Below are 20,801 nucleotides of genomic sequence, written 5' to 3'. Positions count from 1 at the left end.
GGGCATGAAGATTTACCAGCATTGGCAAGGGGTTGCACAGGCCAGCCAAGGCGCATCCGTCGCGATGGGCAATTTTGACGGTGTGCATCGCGGCCATCGGCATGTGATTGATCACGCCGCCGCCCATGGCCCTTTGGGCGTGGTGACGTTTGAACCGCATCCGCGCAGCTATTTCGCCCCCGACGCGCCCCCTTTTCGCCTGATGAACGCCGAGGCGCGCGCCAACCGTTTAGCCAAGCTTGGCGTGCAAACCCTGTTCGAACTTCCCTTCGATGAAACGCTGGCCAGCCTTAGCCCGGATGCCTTCGTTTCAGATGTTCTGGCGCAGGGGCTTGGCGTTTCCCATGTCACGGTTGGGGCGGATTTCTGCTTTGGCAAGGGCCGCGCAGGCAGTGCCGCCGACCTGCAACGCCTCTGCGCCCAACACGGCATTACCGTGCATCTGGCCGATCTTATTCAGGCCGATGGGGTTGATATTTCCTCCACCCGTATCCGCGAGGCGCTAAGCCAAGGCGATATGGACACCGCGCGCACCATGCTGGGCCATTGGCATAGGATCGAGGGCGAGGTGATTCACGGCGAAAAGCGCGGCCGCCAATTGGGCTATCCGACCGCGAATATGGATGTCAGCGGGCTTCACCTGCCGCGCATGGGCGTCTATGCCGTGTTTGCCGATGTGCTGACCGGGCCGCAAAAGGGCCAGTATCTGGGTGCGGCCAATCTTGGCACCCGCCCGATGTTTGGCGAAAACCGCCCCAATCTGGAAACCTTCCTCTTTGATTTCACGGGCGATCTTTACGGCCAGCACTTGTCTATCGCCTTCGTCTCTTGGCTGCGGGGCGAGGAAAAGTTTGACGGGCTGGAGGCCCTGATTACGCAGATGGATGCCGATTGCACCACCGCCCGCCATATCCTGACGACCGCCAGATGACAGACAAACTGCCCCCCATCGCCGCCCCAACCGGCCTGCGCCCCCGCTTTTGGGAAACCGTGCCGCTGAAAAAAATGTCCGGCGCGGAATGGGAAGCGCTGTGTGACGGCTGCGGCAAATGCTGCCTGAACAAGATCGAATATGAAGATAACGGCGAGGTGGCCTTTACCCGCGTTGCCTGCCGCTTGCTGGATGGCGATACCTGCCGCTGTTCCAACTATGCCACCCGTCACACCTATGTGCCGGAATGTGTGCAACTGACGCCGAAAAAGCTGGAAAAGATAGCCTATTGGCTGCCCACAACCTGCGCCTATCGCCTGATCCATGAGGGCAAGCCGCTGTATGATTGGCATCCGCTGGTGTCGGGCGACCCGGAGGCTGTGCATATCGAAGGGGCCTCGGTCCGGGGGTGGACGGTGCCGGAAACCGATGTCAAGGAAGACGATTGGGAAAACTACATCATCGAGGAGCGGCCCTGATGTTTTTCGCCTCGGACAATGGCGCGCCTGTGCCGCAACCGATCATGGAGGCGCTGCTGCGCGCCAATGCGGGCGCTGTGCTGTCCTATGGTGCCGATGCGCCCATGGCCCGCCTGCGCGCCCAAATCCGCGAAATCTTTGAGGCCCCGCAGGCCGAGGTGCATCTGGTGACGACTGGCACAGCCGCGAACGCGCTGTCTCTGGCGCTGTATACGCCCCCCTATGGTGCGGTCCTGTGCCACCGCCACGCCCATATCGCCGAGGATGAATGTGGCGCGCCGGAATTCTTTGCAGGCGGGGCTAAGCTGCACCTGATCGACGGCGCGCACGGCAAGATCACGCCCGCAGGGCTGGAGGCGGCTTTGGGCACGCTGGGTGGCTCTGTCCATTCGGTGCAACCTGCGTGCCTCAGCCTGACCAATGTGACCGAGGCCGGAACGGTTTACACCGTCGACGAAATCACAGCGCTGGCCGCTATGGCAAAGGCCAAGGGCCTGCCGACCCATCTGGATGGCGCGCGCTTTGCCAATGCGCTGGCCACCAGCAACGCCAGCCCCGCCGATATGACATGGCGCGCGGGCGTCGATGTGCTGTCTTTGGGCGGCACCAAGAACGGGCTTCTGGCCGCCGAAGCGGTGGTATTGTTTGACGCCGCAAAATCATGGGAGCTGGAGCTGCGCCGCAAACGCGCAGGCCATCTGACCTCAAAGATGCGCTATGTCGCGGCCCAGATGGAGGCGTGGTTTGACGGTGGGCGCTGGTTGACCATGGCCGCCCATGCCAATGCGATGGCCGCAAAGCTGGCGGACGGGCTGGCCGCCATCGACGGCGCGGAACTGCTGCATCCGGTGCAGGCCAATATCGCCTTTGCCACATTGCCCGAGGCCGCACATGCGCGCGCCAAGGCGGCAGGCGCGGTGTATTACAACATGGGCGGCGGGCTCTGCCGCCTTGTCACCGCTTGGAACACGACAGAGGCGGATGTCGACGCTTTGCTGGCCGCATTTCGCGGCTAAGCCAGCGCCAGTTCCGCCATAAATTCGGACACCAGCGCCGCAGCGTCCGCGGCATGGGTGATGGGCAGCATATGCCCGGCCCCTGTCACCACTGCACGGCGCACCTGTGGCAAACGCCGTGCCAGTTCGGTGTTGATCGCCTCTATCACTGGCGGCGACATGGCCCCTTGGGCCAGCAGCACCGGAAGACCCAAGGCCTCTAACCCACCAAAACCCAGCAAGCCACCGGCATCATCCATCAAGGCCGCGTTTTGCGCGTGGATCAGGCGAATGCGGTCGATGATATAGGCGCGCGGGCCGGGGGGCAGGCTGTCCAATGCTTGGCCATTGCCCCAGATCGCCTGAAACGCAGCAGCGGCGGCGGGCATATCCCCTGCGCGATAGGCTTGGTCAAAGGCCGCATGGCTGGCCAGATGCGCCGCATAGGCCGCCGGATCAGCGGCACGCGCGGCACAGAACAGCACCGGCTCAAACAGGCTCAGGCTGGCGATGCGGTCAGGGTCTTGCAGCGCGATGCGCAGCGCCACGGTTGCCCCGAAACTATGCCCGATCAGATGCACCGGCCCCGCAGGCATCTGCGCCAACAGCGCCATCGCCTGCCGCGTTGCCTCGGCATGGAAATCGCGGCGGCCATCCCAATCGGCGCTGCGGCCATGCCCCAGCAGGTCCGGCGCGGTGATGGTCAGCCCCGGCAATTCCTTGGCCAAGCCCGCCCAAGCGCCGGAATGGGCCAGCGAACAATGCAGCGCCAAAGCCTGCGCCGCCCCCTCGCCCAACACACGCCAATGGGTTTGGATGCCGCCCAACACCGCCTCGGGCATCAAAGCTTGCCTGCCAGATGCAGGTCCAGATCCTCCAGCCGATCCTGACCCCAGAATTTCTGCTCGCCCGTGATATAGAAGGGCGCACCGAACACGCCGCGCGATACGGCTTCTTCCAGATTTGCGGCATAGGTTTCGGCCCCGGCCAGCAAGCCCCGGTCGGCCAAAGCCGGGTCAAACCCCGCAGCCACCAGCGCCGCGCGGATCACATCATCCTCGGCGATGTTCTTTTCCTCGGCCCAGCAGGCACGGGTCAGCCCATGCACCAAAACGCCGACATCGCCGCCCCCCGCCGCCTGCGCCGCGATCACGGCATAGGACGAGGGGGCAGGATTGGTCGGGAAAAACATCGGGCGCGGGTTCAGCGGCATGCCAAGCTTTGCCGCCTGCCGCTGCATGTCGATCAACCGATAAGCCTGACGGCTTTCGTGCCGGTCCTTCGGGGCCTGCCCCCCAGTGCGCCCGAACAGGCCGACAATGTCCAAAGGCTTGTAGGTGATGCTTGCGCCATAGCGTTTCGCAATCGCCTCCAATCGCATCCCTGCAAGGTAGGTATAGGGCGAAATCGTCGCAAAGTAGTAGTCAATTTGGGCCATTTCGCCGCTTCTCCAATCCACAAGGTTTGCAAGACCCTAGCCCGATGGTAAGCGGTGTCAACGCTGCCCGAATCCCTCAAAGGACGTATCCATGGCCACCATCAATGAACCCAAACTGATTTCCGGCAATGCCAATATGCCGCTTGCCACCTCGATCGCGCGGCGGATGTCGTTGCACCGTGGCATGTCGGTCGGGCTGGTCGATGCGCGGGTGGAACGGTTCAACGATGGCGAGATTTTCGTGGAAGTGTTCGAGAATGTGCGCGGCGAGGATATGTTCATCATCCAGCCCACCTCGAACCCGGCGAATGACAACCTGATGGAACTTCTTATCATGACGGATGCACTGCGCCGGTCCTCGGCCGCGCGCATCACCGCTGTGATCCCCTATTTCGGCTATGCCCGGCAGGATCGCCGCACCAAAGCCCGCACCCCGATTTCCGCCAAGCTGGTGGCCAATATGATGGTCGAGGCCGGGATTGAGCGTATCCTGACGCTGGACTTGCACGCCGCACAGATTCAGGGCTTTTTCGATATTCCGGTGGATAACCTTTATGCCTCGCCCATCTTTGCGCTGGATATCTTGCAGCAATTCAAGGGCAGCCTGAATGACATGATGGTCGTCTCCCCCGATGTGGGCGGCGTGGCACGGGCGCGCGAATTGGCCAAGCGGATCAATGCGCCGCTGTCCATCGTCGACAAACGCCGCGAAAAGCCCGGTGAAGTGGCCGAAATGACTGTGATCGGCGATGTCGTGGGCAAGAAATGTATCATCGTTGACGATATGTGCGATACGGCGGGCACCTTGTGCAAAGCTGCCGAAGTGCTGCTGGACAATGGCGCGTCAGAGGTTCACGCCTATATCACCCATGGCGTGATGTCGGGCCCGGCGGTGGACCGCGTGACCAATTCGGTCATGAAATCCTTGGTTATCACTGATTCCATCGCCCCGACCGATGCCGTGAAAAACTGTCCGAACATCCGCATCGTGCCGACCGCGCCGATGTTTGCCCAAGCGATCCTGAATATCTGGAACGGCACCTCGGTATCATCGCTGTTTGAAACGGAAACGCTCAGCCCGATTTACGAAGGCATGTATCGCAGCTAAACGCGTTTGGGCGGCGGGCATCGCCTGCCGCCGTCAATAAAGCTGCCAGTCATCCTCATCCGCGACCTGACCGATGGCAAGCCAATCGGCCCTGATCCGCGCAACCCGCGTGTCGCCCCATGTCTTGAACACCAGATGAAACCCCTCGCTGGTCACTTCCTCGCTGGAAATATCGGCGCGGGAATTCGATTTCTGGTCCATGTCCCACATCGAGATCGACACTGTCACAGTTGGCTCCCCGATGAATCTTTCCTTGAATTTCACGATATGGCGGCTTTCGCGCGGGCCCTGCCCTGTCCACATGACTCCATCATCGGCAAAATCCGAGAACAACACGCGTGAGCCTTGCTGAATGCCCAGCATATGGGCTGAAAATCGTTTCATCGCCAAAGGTCCTGTTTCCGCACGGTCTATATCGCATCCTTGAAGGAAGTGAATAATAATTGATCAAGGGCAAGCGATAATCCTGCGCCCCCCGCGATCTGCGATATGGGTTTTCTTGTAAACACCAATAACGGCAAAATTTTGAACGGATAAAATGACAAAAGGCCCCGAACGCGTCGGGGCCTTTTGAAATAATGTCGTCAGATCAGTGGTTCACGTGCTGGCGCAGGGCCATCATGTCTTGCACCAGCTTTTCCGCAGCATCCTTGTCTTCGGGCAAGGCGACCGATGCCAGCTCACGCGCTTGCTCGATCATCTGGTCCAGCACGGTGCCGGACAGGTCCGCCACCGCAACAGCCTGCTCTGCCAGAACCGACACACCGCCTGCCGTGATTTCGGCGAAACCGCCGGTCACAGCAAAAGCCTGCGTCTGGTCAGAGCCAACGGCCTTCAGAATACCGGGGCGCAGGGTGGTGATGGTCGAGGCATGCCCCGCCATCGCCGTCATATCGCCATCGGTCCCCGGGATCTGCACCTCAACCGCTTGAAACGAGGCAAGCCGCTTTTCCGGTGACACCAGGTCGAATTGCACAGTCGCGGCCATGTTGCCCCCTTATGCCGCAGCAGCGGCAAGACGCTGCGCTTTGGCGATCACTTCGTCAATGCCGCCAACCATGTAGAAGGCAGCTTCCGGCAGGTGGTCATATTCACCGGCCACAACAGCTTTGAACGACTTGATGGTCTCTTCCAAAGGCACCTGCTTGCCGTCTGCACCGGTAAAGACCTTTGCAACGTCAAACGGCTGGCTCAGGAAACGCTCGATCTTGCGGGCGCGGGCCACGGTCAGCTTGTCATCTTCGGACAATTCGTCCATCCCAAGGATGGCGATGATGTCTTGCAGCGACTTGTAACGCTGAAGCACCTGCTGGACATCGGTCGCAACCTTGTAATGCTCTTCGCCGATGATCAGCGGGTCCAACAGACGCGAGGTCGAACCCAGCGGGTCCACAGCCGGGTAAATCCCTTTTTCCGAGATCGAACGGTCCAGAACGGTCGTTGCGTCCAAGTGGGCGAACGAGGTTGCAGGCGCGGGGTCGGTAAGGTCATCGGCCGGAACGTAAACGGCCTGCACCGAGGTGATGGAGCCGTTCTTGGTCGAGGTGATGCGTTCCTGCATGGCACCCATGTCGGTTGCCAGCGTCGGCTGATAGCCCACGGCCGAAGGAATACGACCCAGCAGAGCCGACACTTCCGAACCCGCTTGGGTAAAGCGGAAGATGTTGTCCACAAAGAACAAAACGTCCGAACCGGTTTCGTCGCGGAACTGTTCGGCCAGCGTCAGACCGGACAAAGCCACGCGCATACGCGCTCCCGGAGGCTCGTTCATCTGGCCGTAAACCAGTGCGATCTTGGACTTCTCCAGATCGTCGGGAACGATAACGCCGGATTCGATCATCTCGTGGTAAAGGTCGTTGCCTTCACGGGTGCGTTCACCCACGCCCGCAAACACCGACACGCCCGAGTGCACTTTGGCGATGTTGTTGATCAATTCCATGATCAGAACGGTCTTGCCAACGCCCGCACCGCCGAACAGACCGATTTTGCCGCCCTTGGTATAGGGGGCCAACAGGTCGATCACCTTGATGCCGGTAACCAGAATTTCAGTTTCGGTCGACTGTTCCGAGAAGCTGGGCGCTTCGCCGTGAATCGAACGGGTTTCTTTAACCTTCACCGGCCCTTTTTCGTCAACCGGGTCGCCGGTGACGTTCATGATGCGGCCAAGTGTGCCCATGCCCACCGGAACCGAAATCGGCGCGCCCGTGTCACGCACGGCTTCGCCACGCACCAAGCCTTCGGTCGCATCCATAGCGATCGTGCGGACGGTGCTTTCGCCAAGGTGCTGAGCCACTTCGAGGATCAGTTTCTTGCCGTTGTTGTCGGTTTCAAGTGCGTTCAGAATGGCCGGCAGGTCACCCTCGAACTGCACGTCCACGACAGCGCCGATCACCTGCGTGATCTTGCCAGCGGCCTTTGTTGGTGCTTTCGCCATGTCAAATCTCCGTTAAGCGGGTCAGAGCGCCTCAGCGCCCGAGATGATTTCGATAAGTTCTTTGGTGATCGCAGCCTGACGCGAGCGGTTGTAGATCGTCGTGTATTTGTCGATCATATCGCCTGCGTTGCGGGTCGCGTTGTCCATTGCACTCATCCGGGCACCCTGTTCCGAGGCCCCGTTTTCAAGCAAAGCGGTGAAGACTTGTGTCGCCACACCGCGCGGCAAAAGATCGGCAAGGATGCCTTCTTCCGACGGCTCGTAATCGTAAAGTGCAACCGCATCGCCTGCATCCGCCGCGTCATATTTCGCGGGAATGACTTGCTGTGCGGTCGGGATCTGGCTGATCACCGATTGGAAGCGGTTGTAGAACAGCGTTGCCACGTCAAACTCACCCGCATCAAAGCGTGTCAGGATGTCGCGTGCAATCGCCTGCGCTTGGGCATAGCCCACCCGCTTCACATCCGACAGGTCAACGTGACCGATCATATGCGCCGCCAGATCGCGCTTCAACTGCTCCCGGCCTTTCTTGCCGACGGTCAGAATCTTGACCGTCTTGCCCTGTGCCAGCAGTTCATTCGCCTTCACCCGTGCCAGCCGCACGATAGAGGAGTTGAAACCGCCGCAAAGGCCGCGTTCAGCCGTCATCACAACCAGCAGATGCACCTTGTCCTCGCCCGTCCCGGCCAAAAGCCGGGGCGCGCTGGTGGACGTGCCGACAGATGCCGAAAGCCCTGCCATCACTGCGTTCATCCGTTCGGCATAGGGCCGCCCGGCTTCCGCAGCTTCCTGCGCGCGGCGAAGTTTCGCCGCGGCAACCATCTGCATGGCTTTGGTGATCTTCCGAGTATTCTTGATACTCGTGATCTTGTTTTTTAAGTCCTTTAGGCTCGGCATTGACCTACCCCTTTAGGCGAAATCTTTGGCGTATGCGTTCAACGCGGCTTTGATCTTGTCTTCAAGCTCGCCCTTCACCTTGCGGTCGTTGTTGGTGATATCCGCCAACAGATCCGCATGGTTGGAACGCAGGTGCTTCAGCAAGCCCGCCTCATAGCGACCGACATCTTTCACGGCGATCTTGTCAAGGTAACCCTTGGTGCCCGCGAAGATCACGCAAACGATTTCAGCGTTGGTCAGCGGCGAATACTGCGGCTGCTTCATCAACTCGGTCAGACGCGCGCCGCGGTTCAGCAACTGCTGGGTCGAGGCATCAAGGTCAGAACCGAACTGCGCAAAGGCCGCCATTTCGCGATACTGCGCCAGTTCCAGTTTCACCGGACCAGCCACCGATTTCATCGCATCCGTCTGTGCCGACGAACCAACGCGCGACACCGACAGACCGGTGTTCACAGCGGGGCGGATGCCCTGATAGAACAGTTCGGTTTCCAAGAAGATCTGACCATCTGTGATCGAGATCACGTTGGTCGGAATAAAGGCCGAAACGTCGCCGCCTTGCGTCTCGATCACCGGCAAAGCGGTCAGCGACCCCGAGCCGTGTTCGGCGTTCAGCTTGGCCGAACGCTCCAGCAGACGCGAGTGCAGGTAGAAAACGTCGCCCGGATAGGCTTCGCGCCCCGGAGGACGACGCAGCAACAGCGACATCTGACGGTAGGACACAGCCTGCTTGGACAAATCATCATAGATGATCAGCGCATGACGGCCATTGTCGCGGAAATATTCGGCGATCGCGGTCGCGGCATAGGGTGCCAGGAACTGCATCGGGGCCGGATCGGAAGCGGTTGCGGCCACAACGGTGGTATAGGCAATCGCACCGGTTTCTTCCAGCTTCTTCACCAATTGCGCAACGGTCGAACGCTTTTGCCCGATCGCAACGTAAACGCAATACAGCTTCTTGCTTTCGTCATCGCCAGCGGCCTTGTTATAGGACGCCTGGTTCAGAATGGTGTCGAGCGCAATCGCGGTTTTGCCGGTCTGACGGTCACCAATGATCAATTCACGCTGGCCACGGCCAACCGGGATCATCGCGTCTACCGACTTCAGGCCGGTTGCCATCGGCTCATGCACCGACTGGCGCGGAATGATGCCGGGGGCCTTAACGTCCGCGATGGAACGCTGCTTGGTCTTGATCGGGCCTTTGCCGTCGATCGGGTTGCCAAGGCCGTCAACAACGCGGCCCAGCAGTTCGTCACCGACCGGAACGTCCACGATGGACTTGGTGCGCTTGACGGTGTCGCCTTCCTTGATGGACCGGTCGTCGCCGAAGATAACGACGCCGACGTTGTCCACTTCAAGGTTCAACGCCATACCGCGAATCCCGCCGGGGAATTCGACCATCTCACCGGCCTGGACTTTGTCCAACCCATGCACGCGGGCGATACCATCCCCGACACTCAGAACCCGGCCGACTTCGGCAACTTCGGCGTCTTTGCCAAAGTTTTTGATCTGGTCCTTGAGGATCGCAGAAATTTCAGCTGCTTGGATACCCATTTATCCGACCTCTTTCATTGCATTCTGGAGCGCCGCGAGCTTGGCCTTGACCGACGTGTCGATCATGGTCGAGCCCAGCTTGACGATAAGACCACCGATGAGGGATTCATCGACAGCGGTTTTCAGTTTCACGTCCTTACCGACACTGGCTTTCAGTGTAGCGGCGAGTTCTTTGGCCTGTGCAGCGCTCAGCTTGGCGGCAGACGTCACCTCAGCGGTCACCTCGCCTTTTTCAACGCTGATCATTTCCTGCACAATCTTTGTCAGATGCGGCAACACAAACAGGCGGCGCTTGGACGCCATCAGCGCCAATGTGTTGGCTGTCAGGGCAGAAAGCCCCATTTTCGCGGCAATCGCGGCAATTGCGCTGCCCTGATCTTCGCGGGTGTAAACCGGCGAGGCAATCAAGGCTTTCAGGTCGGCAGAGCTGTTCAAAGCGGCATCGAGAGCGTCAATGTCGCCCTCCAGCGCCTTAAGGCCTTTGCCTTCCTTCGCCAGCTCGAACAGAGCGGTGGCGTAGCGTGCAGCAATGCCGGAGGAGATCGAAGCTGGTTCTGACACGTCATCCCTTCCGAAATTAGGCCCTTGGATCGTGTTGAACGACACAAGGGCATCGCATGGCGCATACAAGTGCATGCGTCTGAATTTTGATGCGGTGTAGCAGAGGCGGATTTGTGCCGCAACCATCAACAAAAGGTAAACTGCATGTGAAAAGCGCTAACATGTCGCAGCGCTGGCAAGGCAGACTGAATTTTCGGGCCTTGGCCGCGTTTAAAGGCGATTTTGGCCGCTGAACCGCAGCCTGCGTCAGCAAATCTGTTGCTGCAAGCAGAATAACGGCGGGGCAATCATCACAATTTTCGTGATTCTTTTTCCCGGTTGTGGGGGCTTTGCGCTGCGTTGCAGCATCTAGCGGTCAGCCAATGGCACATCCCCACGGCGCGGGCCTTGCGATTCTGCGCTTGTGCCGCGGCGTCACCACCCGCTTTCAGCGATGCAGATACGGCCCGTCGCGCAGCGCGGGTTCCGGGGTGCCCTGCCCCATGCCTTCCAAAACCCGCAAAGGGCGACGCACCACGGCCCCAAGCCCGCCTTGCACCGGGGCGCGCTGCTGTTTGGACACCTCGACCATCAGCACGCCGCCAGCCAGAAACGGCGCAAATCTGCGGCCATTACGCTCAAAAAACTCTGCCGTGCGCAGCCAGAACGGATGGCCTGACGGCGGCGCATAGAGGGCCGAGACGCTGCGCTCCACCGTGAAATCATGCCGTTTGAGTTGCGATTCCAATTGCCCCATCGAATAGGGACGGCCATAGCCAAAGGGCGTGCCATCCCGCCGCGCCCACAATCCCGACCGCGAGGGAACAATGAACAAGGCCCGCCCACCCGGCCCCAAAACGCGGCTTGCCTCCTCCAGCACCGCCGACGGCTGTTCGGATGTTTCCAACCCGTGCAGCATCAGCAAGCGATCCACGATCCCGGTTTGCAGCGGCCACTCGGTTTCCTCACACAGCAGTGACACATTCGCCATGCCCGCAGGCCAGGGCATCACCCCTTGCGGCGCGGGCATCAAGGCCACCACCCGACGCGCATCCTGCAAATAGGGCCGCATCAACGGCGCAGCAAAGCCAAAACCCGCAACGGTTTGCCCGCTTGCGTCCGGCCACAACCGCACCACCGTATCCCGGATCGCACGCTGCGCCACCCGGCCCAGCTTGGTCCGGTAGTAAAAGTTACGAAGGTCGAGCACATCAAGATGCATTGCAGACGGGGCCTTTTTCGGGCGAAGTTGCCCTAACATTACCCAAAGAAAGGCAAAACACCATGGCGCTTGAAATTCTGACCATCCCTTGCCTGTCCGACAACTATGCTTTCCTGCTGCATGACGCGGCTTCCGGGCAAACCGCGCTGGTCGATGTGCCCGAAGCCGGCCCGATCCTTGCCGCCTTGTCTGCGCGCGGCTGGGTGCTGACGGACATCTTGCTTACCCATCACCACTGGGATCATGTCGACGGCCTGCCCGACCTGCTGGAAGCCCTGCCCGCTAAACCCCGCATCTGGGGCGCGGCAGAAGATGCCCACCGCCTCCCCCCCCTCGATCACCCGCTCAAAGACGGCGACAGCGTCACGATCTGCGGCGAGGCGGTGCATGTCTTTGATGTGTCTGGACACACGCTTGGCCATATTGCCTTTCACATCCCCGGCGCTCAGGCGCTGTTTTCAGGCGACAGCCTGATGGTGATGGGCTGCGGCCGCCTGTTTGAGGGCACCCCCGCGCAGATGTGGGCCAGCCTGTCAAAATGCGCCGCCCTGCCCGATGACACAAAGCTGTATTCCGGCCACGAATATACCGCCAGCAATCTCGCCTTCGCTTTATCCCTTGAACCGGAAAATCCGCAGCTTATCTTGTTGTCAGGGCGGGTGGCCGATCTGCGTGCAACAGGCAAGCCAACCGTTCCGTCCGATCTGGCGCAAGAACGTAAAACCAATCCGTTCCTCCGTGCTGGAAACCCCGATGTGAAAGCGGCGATTGGGATGCCAAACGCCCCTGATGTCGATGTTTTCACTGAAATCCGGGCGCGAAAGGACAAATTCTGACCGTCCGCGCCCCGCAACGCTCACATCTCATCACTTTTTTCCGTAGAAGCGACAGAAAGCTCAAATATTCGGAAAAAAGACTTGAAGCCGCCAGAATAAAACCGAACCTTAAGGGTATGAGGCCATGGTCGTCAGGGTAATCGCCCGAAAGGCCAGCAGAACACGAGGAGCACAGAACCGTGCCATCATTTTCCACGACGCTTGAACAGGCAATCCATGGCGCTTTGGCACTTGCCAATGCGCGGCGCCACGAACTTGCCACGCTGGAACATTTGCTTCTGGCCCTGATTGATGAACCCGACGCATCGCGCGTGATGCAGGCCTGCTCGGTCGATCTGAAAGAACTGCGCAAAACGCTGGTCGATTTCATCGACGATGATCTGTCCACCCTCGTCACCGATGTCGAAGGCTCTGAGGCCGTGCCCACAGCCGCCTTCCAGCGCGTCATCCAGCGGGCGGCGATTCATGTGCAATCTTCGGGCCGCAATGAGGTTACCGGGGCCAATGTGCTGGTCGCCATCTTTGCCGAACGCGAATCCAACGCCGCCTATTTCCTGCAAGAACAGGATATGACCCGCTATGACGCGGTGAATTTCATCGCCCATGGCGTCGCCAAAGACCCCGCCTTCGGCGAGGCCCGCCCGATCACCGGCGCGGAAGAGCATCAGCATGAAACGCCCAAGGGCGAAGCGGGCGATGCCAAGGAATCCGCGCTGTCGAAATATTGCGTCGATCTGAACGTCAAAGCGCTGAAAGGCGATGTCGACCCGCTGATCGGCCGCGAATCCGAAGTAGAGCGCTGCATTCAGGTGCTTTGCCGCCGTCGCAAGAACAACCCGCTGCTGGTGGGTGATCCCGGTGTTGGCAAAACCGCCATCGCCGAAGGTCTGGCTTGGAAAATCATCAATGGCGAAACGCCAGAGATTTTGTCCAAAGCCACGATCTACAGCCTTGATATGGGCGCACTTCTGGCCGGTACCCGCTATCGCGGCGACTTTGAGGAGCGCTTGAAAGCCGTGGTGAAAGAGATGGAGGAACATCCCGACGCCATCCTGTTCATCGACGAGATTCACACCGTGATCGGTGCAGGTGCCACCTCGGGCGGGGCGATGGATGCCTCCAACCTGCTGAAGCCTGCGCTTCAGGGCGGCAAGCTGCGCACCATGGGCTCCACCACCTACAAGGAATTCCGCCAGCACTTTGAAAAAGACCGCGCCCTGTCGCGCCGTTTTCAGAAGATTGACGTGAATGAACCTTCGGTTCCGGATGCGATCAAGATCCTGATGGGGTTGAAACCGCATTTCGAGGAGCATCACGACCTGCGCTATACCGCCGATGCGATCAAATCGGCTGTGGAACTGGCTGCGCGTTACATCAATGACCGCAAACTGCCGGATTCAGCGATTGATGTGATCGACGAGGCTGGTGCCGCGCAGCATCTGGTCAGCGAATCCAAGCGCCGCAAGACCATCGGCGTGAAGGAGATTGAGGCGGTCGTCGCCAAAATCGCCCGCATCCCGCCCAAGAACGTCTCCAAGGACGATGCCGAAGTGCTGCGCGATCTGGAAAAATCGCTCAAGCGCGTGGTGTTCGGGCAAGACAAGGCGATCGAGGCGCTGTCTTCGGCCATCAAACTCGCCCGTGCAGGGCTGCGGGAGCCGGAAAAACCCATCGGCAACTACCTGTTCGCAGGGCCAACGGGTGTGGGCAAAACCGAAGTGGCCAAGCAACTGGCCAATACTTTGGGTGTGGAACTGCTGCGCTTTGATATGTCGGAATACATGGAGAAACACGCCGTTTCCCGCCTGATCGGTGCCCCGCCCGGCTATGTCGGGTTTGATCAGGGCGGCATGTTGACCGATGGCGTCGACCAGCATCCGCATTGCGTGCTGCTGCTGGACGAAATGGAAAAGGCGCATCCGGATGTCTACAACATCCTGTTGCAGGTGATGGATCACGGCAAGCTGACCGACCATAACGGCCGGACGGTGGATTTCCGCAATGTAATCCTGATCATGACCTCCAACGCAGGCGCGCAGGAAATGTCCAAATCCGCCATTGGGTTTGGCCGCGACCGTCGCACCGGCGAAGATACCGCCGCCATTGAACGGACCTTCACGCCGGAATTCCGCAACCGCCTTGACGCGGTGATCAGCTTCGCCCCCTTGGGCCGCGAAATCATCCGCCAGGTGGTTGAGAAATTCGTGCTGCAACTCGAAGCGCAGTTGATGGACCGCAATGTCCATATCGAACTGACGGAAGAGGCGGCGAACTGGCTGGGCGAAAAGGGCTATGATGACAAGATGGGCGCGCGTCCGCTGGGCCGCGTGATTCAGGAACACATCAAAAAGCCGCTGGCAGAAGAACTCCTCTTTGGCAAGCTGATGAAAGGTGGCGTCGTCAAGGTCGGCACCAAGGACGGTGACATCGAACTCACCTTCGAGGAGCCGGGCAAACCCCGCATCACCGGGCGCAAAACCCCGCTGCTCACGGCGGAATGAAGGCACTCGCCCTCACATTGCTTCTGGCCCCTGCGCAAGCGGGGGCCTTTTCTTTGGCCTTCCCGCTGGATTGCAGGCTTGGCGATACCTGCTTCATCCAGCAATTCACCGACCGTGATCCAACCCCCGCCGCCCGAGATTTCACCTGCGGCCCGCTCAGTTATGACGACCATAAAGGCACCGATTTTGCCCTGCCAACGCTTGCGGATATGGCGCGCGGTGTCACCGTTCTGGCCGCAGCCCCCGGCACGGTTCGCACCACCCGCGACGGCATGGCCGATATCGCGGCCAATGCCCCGAACGCGCCCGACATCACCGATCGCGATTGCGGCAATGCGGTGGTGATCACCCATGCGGACGGCTGGGAAACCCAATATTGCCACCTCAAACAAGGCTCCCTCCGCGTCAAGCCCGGCGACACAGTTACTGCGGGCACAGCGCTTGGCCAGATCGGCCTGTCGGGCAACACCGAATTTCCACATCTGCACCTGTCATTGCGCCACAACGGCGCGGTGGTTGACCCGTTTTCCCCCGGCGATACCGCAAGCTGCGGCACCACCTCCCCCAGCCTGTGGTCGCCCCCCGTCCCGATGCAGCCCGGCGGTCTTGTCGACGCAGGCTTTGCCACTGCAATCCCCGACTTTGAGGCGGTGAAAGCCGGCACCGCCCAAAATCCCACGCTCGGCGCACACTCCCCAGCCCTCGTGCTTTGGGCCCATGTCTTTGGCACCCGCCCCGGCGACAGGCTCAGACTCACCCTCACCGGACCAAAAGGTGAAATCCTGTCAGAAACGATCAGATTCGACAAAACCCAAGCCCGCGCCATGCCCGCAATCGGCAAACGCCTGCGCGGCCTCAACTGGCCCTCCGGGATATACCAAGGCCAACTGACCTATCGGCGCGGCACAACCGAACTTGGCCACGGATCCCTCACCCTGAAGGTCTTGCCCTGACCCTGCTTTCTGTCCGGCTCAAATATCCAATTCACCATTTACCCCAAACCCGCCGCGCGAAAATCCGGGCGCCAAATATACAGCAAAACCCGCCACAGCGGGTTTTTCAATGTAACAAGCCCTTACTGGCAGGTCGGCTTGGCCGGGCACCCGCTGCTGCGAAACTGCGAAATCACGGCCGCCACCGCATCACTGTCGCCCACAGGGCCCTCAACCGAGCAAAAATAATCCTGATGCCCGGCAATTTCCGCCAAAAACGTAGGCTCCCACCCCGCCTCGACTGACAGCATCTGCTCCGCCGCATAGAGCAGATGATCGACAAATGCGCGATACGCCCCCCCTTTCGCTGAGGCAAGCACGGCACAGCCATCGGCGGGCGCGGCAAAGTCAGGCGCGCCGACAGCCAACACCAAATGCCCGCGATACGCTTCGCGCGCCGATTGCAAGGCACTCAGCCGGTCGGCCTCATCCAACTGCCATTTCACCCCGAGCAGGGCCACCACCGCCACAAGGGCCGTCACCAGCGTGGCCCCCGCCTCAAGGGCTGCGCTATGGCGGGCAAACCAGCTCATGCGGGCATCTGCTGGGTTGCGCAATGGATGCCGCCGCCAGTCTCACCCAATGGGTCCACGTTCAACATCACCACCTCACGCCCCGGATAGGCCCGAAGCAATGCCTCCCGCGCCAGTGCATCCGCCGCCGCATCCCCAAATTCGGCCGCAATCACCGCATCATTGCAAACGTAATAATTCGCATAGGATGCCACGAAATCCTCCGCCTCTACCCGCCGCACTGCGGGTTCGGGGATCACCTCCAGCCCCACCCCGGCTGCCTCCAGCCTGTCACGGGTTTCCAGCGCTGCGGCGTGAAACGGGTCATCCGGGTCCGGGTCGTCTGGCAGGTTGATCAGCATCCGCCCCGGTCCGGTAAACCGCGCAAGGCTGTCGATGTGATAATCGGTAATATCCAGCCCCTTCACCCCCGGCGTCCAGATAATCCGCTCTGCCCCGAAAGCTGCCAAAAGCCGCGCGCCAATCTCATCCCGGCTTAGACCCGGATTGCGATTGCCATTCACCCAAGAGCTTTCATGCGCCACCAGCAAACCATGCCCATCATGCTCTACCCCGCCTGCCTCGCCCACAAGGCCCGAGGCGATCACCTCTACCCCTAGGCGCGCGGCGATGGCGGCGGCGATCTTGCCATCATTGCCATGCACCTGCTTGCCACCCCAGCCGTTGAACTGAATATGGCTGATAACCAGACTGCCATCGGCGCATTTGGCAAAAAGCGGCCCCGCATCGCGGCACCACAGATCATCGGTTGCAATATCCCAAATCTCCACCGCGCCTGACAGTTTCTTGCGCGCCGCCGCTTGGTGTTCGGCGGCCATCAGCAGGGTCACGGGTTCAAATGCACTGATCCTATTGGCGATATCGGCAATGGTTTGCTGGATCATGTCGCGAAACACCGGGTCAGGATGCACCTTTGTGCTGACCGGCCATTGCAGGAAACTGCGCTGATGCTTCGCCTCCTCGGGTGGCACCACAAAGGCCGTTTGCCCAGCCAGCACAGGTGCGCCCGTCATTCCCATCACCATCCCGGCTGCCGCGCCTTTCAGAACATTCCGCCTTTGCATGTTCCCCTTCCCCAAGCCAACTTGCGACACGCGCAAAGCCTATCTCTCTGTCAGCTTCAACTCAATCCGGCGGTTCTGCGCGCGGGCGGCTTCGGAATTGCCTGCCGCGACAGGTTGCCATTCCCCAAAGCCGGTCGCCGCCATCCGACCCGGCGGAAAGCCCAGATCATCCTGCATGAAGCGCACCACCGACAGGGCGCGCGCCTGGCTCAACTCCCAGTTATCGGCGAATTCGCCCGCGCCCGACAGCGGCACATTGTCGGTATGCCCGTCAACCCGGATGATCCAATCAATCCCTGCGGGAATTTGGCCAGAGACCTCGCGCAGCGTGGCCACCACACCCGCAATCTGGCGCCGCCCTTCGGGGGCCAGATCGGCAGAGCCGGGTTGAAACAGCACCTCAGAGGAAAACACGAAGCGGTCGCCCACAATCCGCACCCCGTCGCGCCCCGCCAAAACCTCGCGCAACTGGCCAAAGAATTCCGACCGGAAGTTTTCCAGTTTCTTGGTTTCCGCTTCCAGCCGCTTACGTTCGGCCTCTTCCAACTCGGCGCGTTTTTTCTGTTCGGCAGCCACCTGCGCCAGCGCCGTGTTCAACTGGGTGCCCAAAGCCTCCAGCCGCACATTCGAGGCGGCGTCCCGTTCCTGTGAGGCATCGAGCAACCCTTGCAGCGCGCCCAACTGTCCCCGCAAGGCGGCGATCTGTTCATTCAACAGCGCGACCCGCCGGGCATTTTCCGCCCCTCGCGCCTCTTCTTCGGCCAAGGCCGCGCGGGCGGTGGCAAGCAAGGCGTCCTTGCCGGTCAGATCGGCATCGTTCTGGTTGGCAGCCGCCTGTGCCGCCGCCAGCAAGGTCAGCGTTTCCTCCGCCCGTTTGCGCTGTTCTTCCAGCGCCAGCGTCATCGCCGTCAATTCTGTCTCGGATGCCGCGAGTTTGGCCCGCAGCGCTTCGGCGGCAGCTTGATCGGCAAGGCGGGCTTTTTCCTCTTCGCTCAGCGCCGCCTCTACCCCGGCCAGCCGCTCGCGCAGCGCCTGCGCTGCGGCGGCTTCGGCCAGTCGCGCGGCTTCTTCCTCGGTCAATGAGGTTTCCACCCCTTGCAGGCGCTGGCGCAAGGCTTCGGCGGCGGCAAGTTCGGCCAGCCGGCTCTTTTCGGCCTCGGTCAATTGCGCTTCAAGCTCGGCCATCCGGGCTTGCAGGGATTCGATGTTCTGGCCTGCCGCCTGCGCCAACAGCAATTCTTGTTGCAGCCGCACCACCTCCGCCTGCAATTGCGCCGCCTCTGTTGCCGTTTCGGCCTGTGCGGCAGTCGCCTGCCCCAGCTTGGCGGCCAAGGCCACCAGTTCCGCGCCGCGGCTGTCCAGCTTGCCCTCGGCCTCGGTCAACCGGGCCAGCGTGTCGGCAAGGCTCGCCTTTCCGGCGGCCACCTGCGCCTGCAAATCCGCCACCAGCGCATCCAGCGCCTCGCGCCGGGCAGCAGCAAGGCGGGCGGCTTCGGCCTGGGCATCCACCTCGGACCGGGCGCGGGCAAGCGCAAGGTTCAGCGCCTCTTGCTCCGAGATCAACCGGGTCTGCGCGGCTTCCAATTCGGTCACAGCGGCGGTCAAGGTGGCGGCCTGCCCCCGCGCCGCATCGCGGTCGGCCAAAAGGCTTGCCACCTGCGCTTCAAAACTGGCGATCCGCGCGCTCGCGGCCTCCAACTCGGCCTGCCGCGCCTGCAACTGCCCGCCCAGCGTGGCCACAAGCGCCGCTTGCGCCGCCCCTTCGGCCTGCGCTGCGGTCAAATCAGCCCCCAGCCGCCCCACCTCCACCGCCAAGCCATCGGCGCGGTTACGCTCCAGCCCCAAGGCATCGGCAAGGCTGGCCACCTGTTCGGTCAAGGCATCCAGTTCATGGTCTTGGCTGTCGATGGTTTCGCGCAGCACCGATTGCACGATCATGAAGATCGACAGCACGAACATCAGCACCAGCAACAGCGCCGTCATCGCATCCACAAAGCCCGGCCAGATAGAGCCGTTCATCTTTTGGCTGGAGCGGCGGCTGAGAGCCATGGCTCAACCCCGGCTTGTCGGGTTGCGTGACAATTGCCGCACCGCATTCGTCAGCCCGGCAATATCGGCGCGCAGGTCAGACACGCTTTCCTGCCGTCCGGCGGAAATCTCTTCCAGAATACGCAGCAATTGCACGTCGATCGACCGCAGGCGCATTCGGCTTTCGGCGTCGATACTGTCTTCGGCCTTTTGCGCGCCTGTTGCCGCCTCTTGCGCCTCGGCGATGCGGGTCAGCAAGGCGGTTTGCGCGGTCGCAATCCCGGCAAGTTGTTCCTGAACATGCCCGCCCGATTGCACCTTGGCCGACAGGTCCTTCACCGCCTCGGCCAGATTGCCAAGCCGTTCATCGGCAAGGCTGCGCGACACATCGGCCTGCACGAACAGGTTTTGCAGCGTTTCCAACTGGCGGGCAAGCTGGTCCATGACCCCGCCCAAGCCCGACAGGTCGCCCCCCTCGCCATCGCCCGAGGAAAAGCCAAGCCGCGTGATCGTGGACAGCCATTCCTCCAACTCGCGGTAAAAGCGGTTCTGGCCGTGGCTGGCAAACAGTTCCAGCAGCCCCACCACCAGCGACCCGGCCAAGCCCAGAAGCGAGGATGAGAATGCCGTGCCCATGCCGCCAAGCTGCGCCTCAAGCCCGCCCATCAGCTTGTCAAACACCTGCATACCGGTTTCGCCCTCCTGCGGGGCAAGGTTGCGGATGGTTTCGACTACGGCAGGCACCGTGGTGGCCAGCCCGTAAAACGTGCCCAAAAGGCCAAGAAAGATCAACAGATTGACCAGATAGCGCGTGATGTCGCGGGCCTCGTCGATGCGGGTGGCCACACTGTCCTGAATAGAGCGAGAGGAGGAGGCAGAGATTTGCATCCGCGCGCCCCGGCTGCGCAGCAAGGCCGCCAAAGGGGCCAGCAGGCGCGGGGCCAAGGCAGTATCCACCGGGCCATCGCGCCCCGCGAAATCCAGAATCCAGCGCACCGATTGCATCAATTGAAAGACCTGCCAGAAACAGGCCAGCACGCCGAAAATGAAAACCAGCCCGATAAAGCCGTTCAGCCAGATATTTGCAAGAAACACCCCTGAAAGCTGCCCCCAGGCCACGGTGGCGCCAAGGATGACAAGGGCAATCACGATCAGCATCAGAACGATCTGACGGATCGGATGGGTGAATGACAACTCGGCCTCGGCTGTGGTCTTGTCCATGCGGCGCTTATGACCCTTCTGCACTGTATCG

At 60.9% G+C, this 20,801-nt stretch carries 20 protein-coding genes; 7 read left to right on the top strand and 13 right to left on the bottom strand.

Going from position 1 to position 20,801, the window contains the following annotated elements; genetic code table 11:
• Positions 1 to 4 precede the first annotated feature (4 nt).
• From EGN72_RS11010 to EGN72_RS11000, 3 genes are read left to right on the top strand one after another with little or no spacing between them, the layout of a single operon-like run.
• A complete protein-coding gene (locus EGN72_RS11010) occupies positions 5 to 931 on the top strand; it encodes a bifunctional riboflavin kinase/FAD synthetase (RefSeq protein WP_127047514.1) in 927 nt (308 codons plus the stop codon).
• A complete protein-coding gene (locus EGN72_RS11005; RefSeq protein WP_127047512.1) occupies positions 928 to 1,410 on the top strand; it encodes a YcgN family cysteine cluster protein in 483 nt (160 codons plus the stop codon). Before EGN72_RS11010 ends, EGN72_RS11005 begins: the two co-directional genes overlap by 4 nt.
• The gene (locus tag EGN72_RS11000) at positions 1,410 to 2,426 is read left to right on the top strand and encodes a low specificity L-threonine aldolase (RefSeq protein ID WP_127047510.1); all 1,017 of its coding nucleotides are present in this window, start codon (positions 1,410 to 1,412) and stop codon (positions 2,424 to 2,426) included. Before EGN72_RS11005 ends, EGN72_RS11000 begins: the two co-directional genes overlap by 1 nt.
• On the opposite strand, the gene EGN72_RS10995 is transcribed toward EGN72_RS11000, so the two are convergent.
• Both EGN72_RS10995 and EGN72_RS10990 read right to left on the bottom strand, forming a co-directional pair.
• The gene (locus EGN72_RS10995; RefSeq protein ID WP_127047508.1) at positions 2,423 to 3,247 is read right to left on the bottom strand and encodes an alpha/beta fold hydrolase; all 825 of its coding nucleotides are present in this window, start codon (positions 3,245 to 3,247) and stop codon (positions 2,423 to 2,425) included. The genes EGN72_RS11000 and EGN72_RS10995 overlap by 4 nt on opposite strands.
• Complete coding sequence (locus EGN72_RS10990) at positions 3,247 to 3,843, bottom strand: 2-hydroxychromene-2-carboxylate isomerase (RefSeq protein WP_127047506.1); 597 nt, start codon at positions 3,841 to 3,843, stop codon at positions 3,247 to 3,249. The genes EGN72_RS10995 and EGN72_RS10990 overlap by 1 nt, the downstream gene beginning before the upstream one ends.
• A gap of 91 nt (positions 3,844 to 3,934) precedes the next feature.
• Between EGN72_RS10990 and EGN72_RS10985 the strand changes: the two genes are divergently transcribed.
• Positions 3,935 to 4,951, top strand: a complete 1,017-nt coding sequence (locus EGN72_RS10985) for a ribose-phosphate pyrophosphokinase (protein WP_127047504.1) — start codon at positions 3,935 to 3,937, stop codon at positions 4,949 to 4,951.
• A gap of 33 nt (positions 4,952 to 4,984) precedes the next feature.
• Here EGN72_RS10985 and EGN72_RS10980 read toward each other — a convergent pair whose 3' ends face one another.
• The 7 genes from EGN72_RS10980 to EGN72_RS10950 form a co-directional block, all read right to left on the bottom strand.
• Positions 4,985 to 5,335, bottom strand: coding sequence for an H-type lectin domain-containing protein (locus tag EGN72_RS10980; RefSeq protein ID WP_127047502.1), 351 nt, complete (start codon positions 5,333 to 5,335; stop codon positions 4,985 to 4,987).
• 205 nt (positions 5,336 to 5,540) lie between these two features.
• On the bottom strand, positions 5,541 to 5,939 hold the full coding sequence (locus tag EGN72_RS10975) for a F0F1 ATP synthase subunit epsilon (RefSeq protein ID WP_127047500.1): 399 nt from the start codon (positions 5,937 to 5,939) through the stop codon (positions 5,541 to 5,543).
• Positions 5,940 to 5,948: 9 nt separating this feature from the next.
• A complete protein-coding gene (atpD, locus tag EGN72_RS10970; protein ID WP_127047498.1) occupies positions 5,949 to 7,385 on the bottom strand; it encodes a F0F1 ATP synthase subunit beta in 1,437 nt (478 codons plus the stop codon).
• Positions 7,386 to 7,406: 21 nt separating this feature from the next.
• Positions 7,407 to 8,282 (bottom strand): F0F1 ATP synthase subunit gamma, encoded by an 876-nt coding sequence (locus EGN72_RS10965; RefSeq protein ID WP_127047496.1) that lies wholly within the window; start codon positions 8,280 to 8,282, stop codon positions 7,407 to 7,409.
• Positions 8,283 to 8,294: 12 nt separating this feature from the next.
• On the bottom strand, positions 8,295 to 9,833 hold the full coding sequence (atpA, locus tag EGN72_RS10960) for a F0F1 ATP synthase subunit alpha (protein ID WP_127047494.1): 1,539 nt from the start codon (positions 9,831 to 9,833) through the stop codon (positions 8,295 to 8,297).
• Positions 9,834 to 10,394: a F0F1 ATP synthase subunit delta gene (locus tag EGN72_RS10955; protein WP_127047963.1), complete on the bottom strand. Its 561-nt coding sequence runs from the start codon at positions 10,392 to 10,394 to the stop codon at positions 9,834 to 9,836.
• Positions 10,395 to 10,821: 427 nt separating this feature from the next.
• Positions 10,822 to 11,595, bottom strand: a complete 774-nt coding sequence (locus EGN72_RS10950; protein WP_127047492.1) for a class I SAM-dependent methyltransferase — start codon at positions 11,593 to 11,595, stop codon at positions 10,822 to 10,824.
• Positions 11,596 to 11,657: 62 nt separating this feature from the next.
• Between EGN72_RS10950 and gloB the strand changes: the two genes are divergently transcribed.
• The 3 genes from gloB to EGN72_RS10935 all read left to right on the top strand — a co-directional run bounded on the left by gloB (position 11,658) and on the right by EGN72_RS10935 (position 15,885).
• Entirely contained in the window at positions 11,658 to 12,431 is a 774-nt protein-coding gene (gene gloB, locus EGN72_RS10945; RefSeq protein WP_127047490.1) for a hydroxyacylglutathione hydrolase, read from the top strand.
• A gap of 179 nt (positions 12,432 to 12,610) precedes the next feature.
• Entirely contained in the window at positions 12,611 to 14,932 is a 2,322-nt protein-coding gene (gene clpA, locus EGN72_RS10940) for an ATP-dependent Clp protease ATP-binding subunit ClpA (RefSeq protein WP_127047488.1), read from the top strand.
• Entirely contained in the window at positions 14,929 to 15,885 is a 957-nt protein-coding gene (locus tag EGN72_RS10935) for a M23 family metallopeptidase (protein WP_127047486.1), read from the top strand. The genes clpA and EGN72_RS10935 overlap by 4 nt, the downstream gene beginning before the upstream one ends.
• A gap of 122 nt (positions 15,886 to 16,007) precedes the next feature.
• On the opposite strand, the gene EGN72_RS10930 is transcribed toward EGN72_RS10935, so the two are convergent.
• From EGN72_RS10930 to EGN72_RS10915, 4 genes are read right to left on the bottom strand one after another with little or no spacing between them, the layout of a single operon-like run.
• Positions 16,008 to 16,457: a hypothetical protein gene (locus tag EGN72_RS10930; protein WP_127047484.1), complete on the bottom strand. Its 450-nt coding sequence runs from the start codon at positions 16,455 to 16,457 to the stop codon at positions 16,008 to 16,010.
• A complete protein-coding gene (locus EGN72_RS10925; protein ID WP_127047483.1) occupies positions 16,454 to 17,521 on the bottom strand; it encodes an agmatine/peptidylarginine deiminase in 1,068 nt (355 codons plus the stop codon). The genes EGN72_RS10930 and EGN72_RS10925 overlap by 4 nt, the downstream gene beginning before the upstream one ends.
• Positions 17,522 to 17,560: 39 nt before the next feature.
• On the bottom strand, positions 17,561 to 19,570 hold the full coding sequence (locus EGN72_RS10920; RefSeq protein ID WP_127047481.1) for a peptidoglycan -binding protein: 2,010 nt from the start codon (positions 19,568 to 19,570) through the stop codon (positions 17,561 to 17,563).
• 3 nt (positions 19,571 to 19,573) lie between these two features.
• A complete protein-coding gene (locus tag EGN72_RS10915; RefSeq protein ID WP_127047479.1) occupies positions 19,574 to 20,770 on the bottom strand; it encodes a biopolymer transporter ExbB in 1,197 nt (398 codons plus the stop codon).
• Positions 20,771 to 20,801: the final 31 nt, after the last annotated feature.

Origin of the sequence: Pseudorhodobacter sp. E13, assembly GCF_003991405.1 — a bacterium.
Lineage (GTDB): Bacteria > Pseudomonadota > Alphaproteobacteria > Rhodobacterales > Rhodobacteraceae > Pseudorhodobacter.
Note: the sequence above shows the minus strand (reverse complement) of the source record. Positions and strands in the feature narration are given on the sequence as shown.